Annotated in this window: 11 protein-coding genes; 9 read left to right on the forward strand and 2 right to left on the reverse strand. The window is 70.1% G+C overall.

The window, feature by feature from the left end; all coding sequences use genetic code 11:
• The first annotated feature begins 189 nt into the window (after window positions 1-189).
• From map to truA, 8 genes are all read left to right on the forward strand, one after another.
• Window positions 190-1,026, forward strand: coding sequence for a type I methionyl aminopeptidase (gene map, locus ACZ4LX_RS36165; protein ID WP_467651263.1), 837 nt, complete (start codon window positions 190-192; stop codon window positions 1,024-1,026).
• A gap of 308 nt (window positions 1,027-1,334) precedes the next feature.
• Window positions 1,335-1,556 carry a translation initiation factor IF-1 gene (infA, locus tag ACZ4LX_RS36170; RefSeq protein ID WP_003956442.1) on the forward strand — a complete coding sequence of 74 codons (222 nt, stop codon included), beginning with the start codon at window positions 1,335-1,337 and terminating at the stop codon, window positions 1,554-1,556.
• 60 nt (window positions 1,557-1,616) lie between these two features.
• Window positions 1,617-1,730 (forward strand): 50S ribosomal protein L36, encoded by a 114-nt coding sequence (rpmJ, locus tag ACZ4LX_RS36175; RefSeq protein WP_003956441.1) that lies wholly within the window; start codon window positions 1,617-1,619, stop codon window positions 1,728-1,730.
• A 194-nt stretch (window positions 1,731-1,924) separates the two neighbouring features.
• Window positions 1,925-2,305 carry a 30S ribosomal protein S13 gene (rpsM, locus tag ACZ4LX_RS36180; RefSeq protein WP_014047799.1) on the forward strand — a complete coding sequence of 127 codons (381 nt, stop codon included), beginning with the start codon at window positions 1,925-1,927 and terminating at the stop codon, window positions 2,303-2,305.
• Window positions 2,306-2,410: 105 nt separating this feature from the next.
• Window positions 2,411-2,815: a 30S ribosomal protein S11 gene (rpsK, locus tag ACZ4LX_RS36185; protein ID WP_003956432.1), complete on the forward strand. Its 405-nt coding sequence runs from the start codon at window positions 2,411-2,413 to the stop codon at window positions 2,813-2,815.
• A gap of 137 nt (window positions 2,816-2,952) precedes the next feature.
• The gene (locus tag ACZ4LX_RS36190) at window positions 2,953-3,975 is read left to right on the forward strand and encodes a DNA-directed RNA polymerase subunit alpha (RefSeq protein ID WP_003966937.1); all 1,023 of its coding nucleotides are present in this window, start codon (window positions 2,953-2,955) and stop codon (window positions 3,973-3,975) included.
• Window positions 3,976-4,178: 203 nt separating this feature from the next.
• Window positions 4,179-4,682, forward strand: a complete 504-nt coding sequence (gene rplQ / locus ACZ4LX_RS36195; RefSeq protein WP_467651262.1) for a 50S ribosomal protein L17 — start codon at window positions 4,179-4,181, stop codon at window positions 4,680-4,682.
• A 90-nt stretch (window positions 4,683-4,772) separates the two neighbouring features.
• Window positions 4,773-5,627, forward strand: coding sequence for a tRNA pseudouridine(38-40) synthase TruA (truA, locus tag ACZ4LX_RS36200; protein WP_467651261.1), 855 nt, complete (start codon window positions 4,773-4,775; stop codon window positions 5,625-5,627).
• Between the two features lie 86 nt (window positions 5,628-5,713).
• Here the strand turns inward: truA and ACZ4LX_RS36205 are convergent, their stop codons facing one another.
• The gene (locus ACZ4LX_RS36205) at window positions 5,714-7,585 is read right to left on the reverse strand and encodes a hypothetical protein (protein WP_467651260.1); all 1,872 of its coding nucleotides are present in this window, start codon (window positions 7,583-7,585) and stop codon (window positions 5,714-5,716) included.
• 52 nt (window positions 7,586-7,637) lie between these two features.
• Window positions 7,638-8,492, reverse strand: a complete 855-nt coding sequence (locus ACZ4LX_RS36210) for a hypothetical protein (RefSeq protein ID WP_467651259.1) — start codon at window positions 8,490-8,492, stop codon at window positions 7,638-7,640.
• A gap of 67 nt (window positions 8,493-8,559) precedes the next feature.
• Between ACZ4LX_RS36210 and ACZ4LX_RS36215 the strand changes: the two genes are divergently transcribed.
• A complete protein-coding gene (locus ACZ4LX_RS36215; RefSeq protein ID WP_467651258.1) occupies window positions 8,560-10,179 on the forward strand; it encodes an ABC-F family ATP-binding cassette domain-containing protein in 1,620 nt (539 codons plus the stop codon).
• Window positions 10,180-10,387: the final 208 nt, after the last annotated feature.

Here is a 10,387-nt window from a genome sequence, read left to right on the forward strand (position 1 = left end):
CGCGGGTCTCGGTCTGGGTGGTGCCCGGGGGGGCCTGGGTGGCGCGTAAGGCCGCCACGGCCGTCGCCACCCCCGCAGTCCATCCGTGCCCGGCGGCCGGGGCGCCGTGGGGGCGCCGCGCCCGACTGTTTGCGCCGTATCGTTGAGTACGCCGCAGCCGTCACCGTCCCTCCAGAAAGGCGCCGCGCAATGGTGCAGATCAAGACCCCCGAGCAGATCGCGAAGATGCGCGAGGCGGGGCTGGTGGTCGCTGCCATTCACGCGGCCACCCGCGAGGCGGCGGTGCCCGGCGCCACCACGCGGGACCTGGACCAGGTCGCCCGCAAGGTGATCGCCGACCACGGCGCGAAGTCGAACTTCCTCGGGTACGGCGGATTCCCCGCGACGATCTGCACCTCGGTGAACCAGGTCGTCGTCCACGGCATCCCGGACGACAAGACCGTCCTCAAGGACGGCGACATCATCTCGATCGACTGCGGCGCGATCATCGACGGCTGGCACGGCGACGCCGCGTACACGGCCTTCGTCGGCACCGGTCACGCTCCGGAGCTCGTCGAGCTCTCCCGGGTGACCGAGGAGTCGATGTGGGCCGGTATCGCGGCGATGAAGGTGAACAACCGCCTCGTGGACATCTCGAAGGCGATCGAGTCCTACATTCGCCGCCAGCCCCGTCCCGCGACGGGCAAGTACGGGATCATCGAGGACTACGGCGGGCACGGCATCGGCACCGAGATGCACATGGACCCGCACGTGCTGAACTACGTCGCCCGCAAGCGCGGCAAGGGCATCAAGCTGGTCCCGGGCCTCTGTCTGGCCATCGAGCCGATGGTGTCCCTCGGCACGGCCCGTACGGAGGTGCTGGAGGACGAGTGGACCGTCATCACCACCGACGGCAGCTGGTCCTCCCACTGGGAGCACTCCATCGCCCTCACGGAGCAGGGCCCGCTGGTCCTGACCGCCCCGGACTGCGGCCGCGAGAAACTGGCGCAGTACGGCGTCGAGGCGGCGCCCGACCCGCTGGGCTGAGCCCCGTCCGGCGGGCCGAGCCCGGCGCAGCGGGCCGAGGCCTGTGAGGCGCCCCGGCGCCGAGCCCGCGAGGTCTGCGTGGGGGAGGGGCCGGCGTCGAGGCGGCGCCCGGCCCGCTGGGCCGAGCCCCGTCCGGCGGGGTGATTGACATCCACCCGGAGGTCTAAGGATCAGCCGCGGTGGGCAAACTTGACGGATTCGTCTTTTGGAGTCCGCTGACGTAGACTGACTCGTCGGCTCTCGTGCATCCGTGTGTCCGCATACGAGTGACGGAAGTCGATCAAGGTAGCCGATTCGAAAGGCGAAGCGTGGCCAAGAAGCAAGGTGCCATCGAAATTGAGGGCACCGTGATCGAGTCCCTCCCGAACGCCATGTTCAAGGTGGAGCTCCAGAACGGTCACAAGGTCCTCGCGCACATCTCCGGCAAGATGCGGATGCACTACATCCGAATCCTTCCGGACGACCGGGTCGTGGTGGAGCTCTCCCCGTACGACCTGACGCGTGGCCGGATCGTCTACCGCTACAAGTAGATCTTGCCCACATCTCGCTTCGGCGGGGTGCTGGCACTGACCCGGAGAACCTGACATCCCATGAAGGTCAAGCCGAGCGTCAAGAAGATCTGCGACAAGTGCAAGGTGATCCGCCGTCACGGTCGGGTCATGGTCATCTGCGACAACCTGCGCCACAAGCAGCGCCAGGGCTGACGCACGACCCCCTCGCATCTCGCAGTACTTCGCGCGACGCACGTAAACGTACATACGCAGTGCCCGTCCAAGCTTCGGCTGACGACACCTCCGGCGGGGGCCGGAGACCCGGGCGTACCACCTCTCCCAGCGAGAGGTCGGCGGTCGGGAGTGGCACTGCGGAAGACCCCCGACATGACAACTGGAGCCATTGAATGGCACGCGTTTCAGGTGTTGACATCCCGCGCGAAAAGCGCGTGGAGGTTGCCCTCACCTACGTCTTCGGTATCGGGCGCACCCGGTCCAAGGAGATCCTCGCCACCACCGGCGTGAACCCGAACACCCGCGTTCGTGACCTGGCCGAAGAGGACCTGGTCAAGATCCGCGAGTACGTGGACGCCAACCTCCGCACCGAGGGTGACCTTCGCCGCGAGATCCAGGGCGACATCCGCCGCAAGATCGAGATCGGCTGCTACCAGGGCATCCGCCACCGTCGCGGTCTCCCGGTCCACGGCCAGCGCACCAGCACGAACGCCCGTACCCGCAAGGGTCCGCGTCGCGCGATCGCCGGTAAGAAGAAGCCGGGCAAGAAGTAGTCCTCAGCGGACGCACTGCGAGCGTCCGGGTCTCCGGACATCCGCAGCATCCAGCGGTCTTCGCTGTAGGACCGATCACCTCCCCTCTCCATCTGGAGTCAAGACATGCCCCCCAAGGGTCGTCAGGGCGCAGCCAAGAAGGTGCGTCGCAAGGAAAAGAAGAACGTCGCTCACGGCCACGCGCACATCAAGAGCACGTTCAACAACACCATCGTCTCGATCACGGACCCCTCGGGCAACGTGATCTCCTGGGCCTCCGCCGGCCACGTCGGCTTCAAGGGCTCGCGCAAGTCCACCCCCTTCGCCGCGCAGATGGCCGCCGAGTCGGCCGCCCGCCGCGCGCAGGAGCACGGCATGCGCAAGGTTGACGTCTTCGTCAAGGGTCCGGGCTCCGGCCGCGAGACCGCGATCCGCTCCCTGCAGGCCACGGGCCTGGAGGTCGGTTCGATCCAGGACGTCACCCCGACGCCGCACAACGGCTGCCGTCCGCCGAAGCGTCGCCGCGTCTGATCCGCCACGGCCGGTGACGGCCGTGCGTCAGTAGCGTGGGTACGGGCGGTATGCCCCCTACGGGGGTGTGCCGCCCGTATCCTTGTTTCATCTGTCGGGTGTCAAATAGTGGGCGCCCATGACTGAAGGATTCACACATGCTTATCGCTCAGCGTCCGTCGCTGACCGAAGAGGTCGTTGACGAGTTCCGTTCGCGGTTCGTCATCGAGCCGCTGGAGCCGGGCTTCGGCTACACGCTCGGCAACTCCCTGCGCCGCACGCTCCTCTCCTCGATCCCGGGTGCCGCTGTCACCAGCATCCGCATCGACGGTGTCCTGCACGAGTTCACCACCGTGCCGGGCGTCAAGGAGGACGTGACCGACCTCATCCTCAACATCAAGCAGCTGGTCGTCTCCTCGGAGCACGACGAGCCGGTCGTGATGTACCTGCGCAAGCAGGGTCCCGGCCTGGTCACCGCTGCCGACATCGCCCCGCCGGCCGGTGTCGAGGTCCACAACCCGGACCTCGTCCTGGCCACGCTGAACGGCAAGGGCAAGCTGGAGATGGAGCTGACCGTCGAGCGCGGTCGCGGCTACGTCTCCGCCGTCCAGAACAAGCAGGTGGGCCAGGAGATCGGCCGGATTCCGGTCGACTCCATCTACTCGCCGGTGCTCAAGGTCACGTACAAGGTCGAGGCGACCCGTGTCGAGCAGCGCACCGACTTCGACAAGCTGATCGTCGACGTCGAGACCAAGCAGGCCATGCGTCCCCGTGACGCCATGGCGTCGGCCGGTAAGACCCTGGTCGAGCTGTTCGGTCTGGCGCGCGAGCTCAACATCGACGCCGAGGGCATCGACATGGGCCCCTCGCCCACGGACGCCGCTCTCGCCGCCGATCTGGCGCTGCCGATCGAGGAGCTGGAGCTCACGGTCCGCTCGTACAACTGCCTCAAGCGCGAGGGTATCCACTCGGTGGGCGAGCTCGTGGCCCGCTCCGAGGCGGACCTGCTCGACATCCGCAACTTCGGTGCGAAGTCGATCGACGAGGTCAAGGCGAAGCTGGCCGGTATGGGCCTGGCGCTGAAGGACTCGCCTCCCGGCTTCGACCCGACCGCCGCCGCCGACGCCTTCGGTGCCGACGACGACGCGGACGCCGGTTTCGTGGAGACCGAGCAGTACTGAGCCACCTCCGGCCGGGGCGCGTGTCCTTGACGCGTGCCCCGGGCCGGGCCGGGGCTCTGTCCTCGATCGCCGGACGGGTGTGAATTCGCCCGGCAGGCCGGACGAAGGTACGTCCGGCCCCTGAAGACTTCCGCGTGGCAACCGCCGCGTGGGAACTGACACCGGTACCTGATACGGCCGGTGCAGCACACAAGGAGAAAACCATGCCTCAGCCCGCCAAGGGTGCCCGTCTGGGCGGCAGCGCTGCGCACGAGAAGCTTCTTCTCAACAACCTCGCGAAGTCGCTGTTCGAGCACGGCCGCATCACCACGACCGAGGCCAAGGCCCGCCGCCTGCGTCCGGTCGCCGAGCGCTTCATCACCAAGGCGAAGAAGGGCGACATCCACAACCGTCGCCTGGTGCTGCAGTCGATCACGGACAAGGGCGTCGTGCACACGCTCTTCACCGAGATCGCCCCCCGGTACGAGAACCGCCCCGGTGGTTACACCCGTATCACCAAGATCGGCAACCGTCGTGGCGACAACGCCCCGATGGCCGTCATCGAGCTGGTCGAGGCCCTGACCGTGGCCCAGCAGGCCACCGGTGAGGCCGAGGCCGCCACAAAGCGTGCGGTCAAGGAAGACGCCCTCAAGAAGGACGAGACCCCGGTCGAGTCCGTCGAGGACGCCAAGCCGGCCGAGGCCGACGAGGAGTCCAAGGACGCCTGAGCGTTCTGAGACCTCTGGACGGGCCCGCATCACCCTTCGGGGCGGTGCGGGCCCGTTCCGCTGTGTACGGATCTTGAGAGGAACGCTGGTGTGAGTGACGTGGTGGAGCCCGGCTTCGTCCGGGTGCGGCTGGACCTGGCCTATGACGGCAAGGACTTCTCGGGCTGGGCGAAGCAGACCGGCCGGCGGACCGTGCAGGGGGAGATCGAGGACGCGCTGCGGACCGTGACCCGCTCCGCCCGCACCTACGACCTGACCGTGGCCGGGCGCACCGACGCCGGAGTGCACGCGCGCGGCCAGGTCGCGCATGTCGACCTGCCCGCCGAGGTGTGGGCCGAGCACGCTTCGATGCTGCTGCGGCGGATGGCCGGACGGATGGCGCCCGATGTGCGGATCCACCGGATCGAGGAGGCACCGGCCGGCTTCAACGCCCGGTTCTCCGCGCTGTGGCGCCGCTACGCCTACCGGGTGTCGGACGGCCGGGGCGGCGTCGATCCGCTGGTGCGCGGTCATGTGCTGTGGCACGACCGGCCGTTGGACGTCGAGGCGATGAACTCCGCCGCCGCGCGCATGACGGGGGAGCACGATTTCGCCGCGTACTGCAAGAAGCGCGAGGGTGCCACGACCATCAGGACGCTCCAGAAGCTGAGTTGGGTACGTGACGAGGCGTCCGGGATCATCACCGGGACCGTGCGGGCCGACGCCTTCTGCCACAACATGGTGCGGGCGCTGGTGGGGGCGATGCTGTTCGTGGGCGACGGCCGCCGCCCGGCTCCGTGGCCGGCCGAGGTGCTGGCGGCCGGGGTGCGCGATCCCGGGGTGCACGTGGTGCGGCCGCACGGGCTGACGCTGGAGGAAGTCGCCTACCCGGCCGATGAGTTGCTGGCCGCCCGTGCGAACGAGGCGCGCAATGTGCGGACGCTGCCCGGGGCGGGCTGCTGCTGACGTGCAGTCCGCTCGGGGCGGTGCTGCTGCTGACGCGCGGTCAGGATGCTGTTCTTCCGCGGCGGTGCGTTGCGGTTGACGTGCGGTCAGGAGGCCGCACGTCTCCGGCGGCGCAGCGCGGACGCCAGTGAGCCCGCCAGGTACAGCGCGGCGCCGCTCAGCAGCGAGGAGCGGAACCAGCCGACCCTCGGGCTCCACCAGGCGTAGACCGCCGCGGCGCCGACGGCCAGCAGCGCGGCGCCCCGGGTCAGCCACCAGCGGCCCGTGCGCGGGGTGCCGTTCCCGGGAGCGTCCGGATGGGCGCCGGTGCTCGTCGTCATCGTGTCGCGCATGCCCGCGAGGACGGAGCGGCGGGCCTGTACCCGGGCGCCGGGTATCCCGGCCAGGACCTCGGTGTCCCCGCCGAAGCCCGGAGGCACGGGTGGCAGGCCGAGGGCGGTCACCAGCTCGGCCTGGTGGCGGACCGGGTCGCCGGTGGCGCGCAGGATGTGGGCCAGCGGGCGCGGGTCCGCCACCCGGTAGAGATGTGCGAGGTCCGCCGCGACGTCCTGTACGTCCGCGTGGTCGGGGGCGGGGGACTCGGCGTCCCAGGTGTGCGTGGCGATCCGCCGGCCCTGGTGGAGGGCGGTGACGGTGCAGCGCTCGGGGGTGCGGTGCAGGATCAGGGCGGGCCAGGTCTCGCCGGTCGTGAAGGTCTCCGCCGCCGCGGTCAGCGGTTCCTGGGGGAGCAGCGCCGAGCGCCGGCCCCGGGTGGCCTCGGGGACCACCTCGACATAGCTGTAGCCGTCACCCGCCGGAGCCGTACGCAAGGAGAAGCCGCAGATCAGGGCTGCCTGGGCCACATCGGCCGGGGGTGCGGGGACGATCCCGACCGCGCGCGGGGTGAGGGCCGCCCAGTCCGGTGCGGTGGCGGGCGGGGCCGGCGGGCGGCCGAGGAGCGGGATCCGTGCGGCGAGGTCGAGCCGGACATCGGACCGGGCTTCGAGGAATTCGGCACGGGGGTCGCCGAGGCGGTTCCACGGGTACTCGGTGGCGTGGACGCCGATGGCCCGGAACACGTCGAGGGCCTCGGCCGGCCGGTCGGCCAGGATCAGCATCAGGGCCAGGTCGTTGCGGAAGCCGGCCGCCTCGTGGTCGCCCGCCCCGTCGTACGTGTCGGAGAGGGCCAGGGCGCGGGTGATGGCCGCGGCGACCTTGGGCCCGTACGGGTCGGGGCCCTCGGGCTCGTCCGCCTCGGACAGCCGGTACTCCAGCGCCGCCTGGAGCGGCAGCGCGTGCAGCCTGGAGCCGGGCGGGGCGGACTCGGCCACCCGCTCCGCGTACCGGAACATCTCCTCGTGCGAGCCGTACCACTTGGCGCACACGTATTGCAACGCCTGGACGTGACAGCCGAAGTGGTGCGGGTCGCGGGCCTCCGCCTCGGCGAGATACGCGTCGAAGACCTCGCGCGGGGCCTGCGTGCCCCGGGCGTGGGTGAGGGCGATGCGCCAGGGGACCGGGTCGGCGGGGTTGAGCTCGGCCGCGGCGCCGATGACCGGCACGGCGTCCTCCAGAAGCGCGAAGAAGGCCTGGAACCTGTCCTGTTCTACATCCTTCGCGCGGGCGCTCGTCCGTACCCGCCACGCCTGGTGGAGGTGGAAGTCGGCGACGACCAGGAGGGCGTCGGGGTCATCGGGGGACTCCGCGAGCCAGGCGTCCAGCCAGCCGTCGTGGTGCAGCGCGGTCCTGGCCAGCCGGCTCACATACGCGTCCCTGCGCTCCCACTGGGCGTGCATCCGCGTCGAGGCGAGGAGTTCCCGCGCCGGGGCGTGGTCACCGGCCGTCGCCGCGGTGAGAGCGGCGCGCAGCGGGGCGTCCGGCGGATCCAGGACCACGGCTTCGTCGGGGGCCAGGTCGGTGCCGATGGCATCGCGGTGACGCAGGATGCGCAGGAAGGAGACCAGGAAGACGAGACGCACAGCAGCGGTCCTCCGCGTCCGGGGGAAGTGACGGAACGGAACGGCGTACGGGTCAGGCGGTGGGAGCGGCGGCGGCTGCCGAGGCCTGGGTCTCGCCCCGGTGGCGGATCTGGCGGAAGGTGAAGTCGGTCAGGTCGTCGCCGACGGCGTACACGTTCTTGTCGGTCTTGGTGACGCTCTTGCCGTTGGTGAAGCCGCTGATCGCGAAGTAGGCGTACCGGCCGTAGGAGTTGGCCGTGCGACGGCAGACGGAACCACCTCGGCAGAACACCGGCACACCGGATCCGCTGAGCGACGCGATGCTGCCGCTGGCCTGCTGGGCGGCCTTCTTGGCCTGGGCCTCCGTCTCGAAGACCGCGAGCCCGAGGGTCACCGCCACCCCGCTGCGGCTGTACGTGGCACGGATGACCTGGTCACAGCCGTTGTTCAGGAGGATCGAGCCGAGCGCGCCCTGGGTGGTGGTGGCGCACTTCGTGGTGTGGTGCGTCGCGCCCTTGGTGTAGACGCGGTTGCCCATCGTCAGCTTCTTGCCGGGGAAGAAGGCGGCGACGTCGACGGGCGCCCGGTCCTTCTTCACGTCGGATATGTAGTCCTTCGGGTCCGGCGGGGGCAGCGGGGCGACCGACGAGAACGACGGCTCGGGCTCCGCCGTCTCGCTCGGCAGAGCGGTCGCCGACGGCAGCTCGCTCGCGCTCTTCCCCGACGTCCCGCCCGAGCCGTTCTTGTTGGTGGTGATGACGGCGGTCGCCACGATCGCGGCGACCGCCGCGGTGGCCAGCGCGCCCCCGCCGATCATCAGCCACTTCTTGCGCCTGGCGCGTGCCGCGGATTCCTCGGCCAGCGCCGCCCAGTCCGGAGTCCCAGTGCCCCCGGGCCCCCACGAGGGCCCCCCTTGCCCAAAGCTCATGCGCCGAATCCTAGACGGAACCCAAACCAGTTGGGCCATAGCTTCGCCGCCCGTGACAATGCTCTGTATGGGACATCTTGAAGCAGGCCATCTCGAGTACTACCTACCGGACGGGCGGGTGCTGCTCGGCGATGCCTCGTTCCGCGTCGCGGACGGTGCCGTGGTCGCCCTCGTCGGGGCGAACGGTGCCGGGAAGACCACGCTGCTGAGGCTGATCGCCGGGGACCTCCAGCCGCACGGCGGCTCGGTCTCGGTGAGCGGCGGCCTCGGCGTGATGCAGCAGTTCGTCGGCTCGGTGCGCGACGAGCGCACGGTGCGGGACCTGCTGGTGTCCGTCGCCCAGCCCCGGATCCGGGAGGCCGCCCACGCCGTCGACCGGGCCGAGGAGCTGATCCTCACCAACGACGACGAGGCCGCGCAGATGACGTACGCGCAGGCACTGAGCGACTGGGCGGAGGTGCGCGGGTACGAGGCCGAGACCGTCTGGGACATGTGCACGATGCAGGCGCTCGGCGTCCCGTACGAGAAGGCGCAGTGGCGCGAGGTGCGCACGCTGTCCGGCGGTGAGCAGAAGCGGCTGGTCCTGGAGGCGCTGCTGCGCGGGCCCGACGAGGTGCTGCTGCTCGACGAGCCGGACAACTACCTCGACGTCCCCGGCAAGCGCTGGCTGGAGGAGAAGCTGAAGGAGACCCGCAAGACGGTCCTCTTCGTCTCCCACGACCGGGAACTGCTCTCCCGGGCCGCCGAGAAGATCGTCAGCGTGGAGCCCGGCCCGGCCGGCAGCGACGTATGGGTGCACGGCGGCGGATTCGGTACGTACCACGAGGCCCGCAAGGAACGGTTCGCGCGCTTCGAGGAACTGCTGCGCCGCTGGGAGGAGGAGCACGCCCGGCTGAAGGCCCTCGTCCTGCGGATGCGGCAGCAGGCGGCGAACAGCCCCGACATGGCCAACCGCTACCACGCGATGCAGACCCGCTTCAAGAAGTTCGAGGACGCCGGCCCGCCCCCCGAGCCGCCGCGCGAGCAGGACATCAAGATGCGGCTGCGCGGCGGCCGGACCGGGATGCGGGCGGTGACCTGCAAGAACCTGGAGCTGACCGGCCTGATGAAGCCGTTCGACCTGGAGATCTTCTACGGGGAGCGCGTCGCCGTCCTCGGGTCCAACGGGTCGGGCAAGTCCCACTTCCTGCGGCTGCTGGCCGGGGGCGACGTGGCGCACACCGGGGAGTGGAAGCTCGGCGCGCGCGTCGTGGCGGGGCACTTCGCGCAGACCCACGCCCATCCGGAGCTGCTGGGCAAGACGCTCGTCGAGATCCTGTGGACGGAGCACGCCAAGGACCGGGGCGGGGCCATGTCCGTCCTGCGGCGGTACGAGATGGAGCGCCAGGGGGACCAGGCCTTCGAGAGGCTGTCCGGCGGCCAGCAGGCCCGCTTCCAGATCCTGCTCCTGGAGCTGGCCGGCACGACCGCGCTGCTTCTGGACGAGCCGACCGACAACCTGGACCTGGAGTCGGCCGAAGCCCTCCAGGACGGGCTGGAGATGTACGACGGGACGGTGATGGCGGTCACGCACGACCGGTGGTTCGCGAAGTCCTTCGACCGGTACCTGGTCTTCGGCTCGGACGGCGTCGTACGCGAGACGGCGGAGCCGGTCTGGGACGAACGGCGGGTCGAACGCGTGCGGTGACGGGCGTAGCCCTTGGGCGGGGGTCTTTGGCCTCGCCCCGGTCCGGGGCTGGGGTCTTTGTCCTCAATCGCCGGACGGGCTGGGTGCGGGTGCTCCGCGGGGTGCGTTCTGTTCGGTGGGTGGGGGTGGGGTCCCTCCGGGGCGTCTCCTCAGAAATGGCGTGTTCACCCGGGAACGTAAGTGGAACCCGGGTCGTACGCCATTCCCT

The sequence above is a fragment of the Streptomyces sp. NPDC026062 genome (genome assembly GCF_055568375.1).

What these genes read in the sequence shown, in the direction of transcription:
- map (WP_467651263.1), top strand. Translation starts at nt 190, where the DNA reads ATGGTGCAGATCAAGACCCCCGAGCAGATCGCGAAGATGCGCGAGGCG.
- rpmJ (WP_003956441.1), top strand. Translation starts at nt 1,617, where the DNA reads ATGAAGGTCAAGCCGAGCGTCAAGAAGATCTGCGACAAGTGCAAGGTG.
- rpsM (WP_014047799.1), top strand. Translation starts at nt 1,925, where the DNA reads ATGGCACGCGTTTCAGGTGTTGACATCCCGCGCGAAAAGCGCGTGGAG.
- rpsK (WP_003956432.1), top strand. Translation starts at nt 2,411, where the DNA reads ATGCCCCCCAAGGGTCGTCAGGGCGCAGCCAAGAAGGTGCGTCGCAAG.
- ACZ4LX_RS36190 (WP_003966937.1), top strand. Translation starts at nt 2,953, where the DNA reads ATGCTTATCGCTCAGCGTCCGTCGCTGACCGAAGAGGTCGTTGACGAG.
- rplQ (WP_467651262.1), top strand. Translation starts at nt 4,179, where the DNA reads ATGCCTCAGCCCGCCAAGGGTGCCCGTCTGGGCGGCAGCGCTGCGCAC.
- ACZ4LX_RS36210 (WP_467651259.1), bottom strand. Translation starts at nt 8,492, where the DNA reads ATGAGCTTTGGGCAAGGGGGGCCCTCGTGGGGGCCCGGGGGCACTGGG.
- ACZ4LX_RS36215 (WP_467651258.1), top strand. Translation starts at nt 8,560, where the DNA reads ATGGGACATCTTGAAGCAGGCCATCTCGAGTACTACCTACCGGACGGG.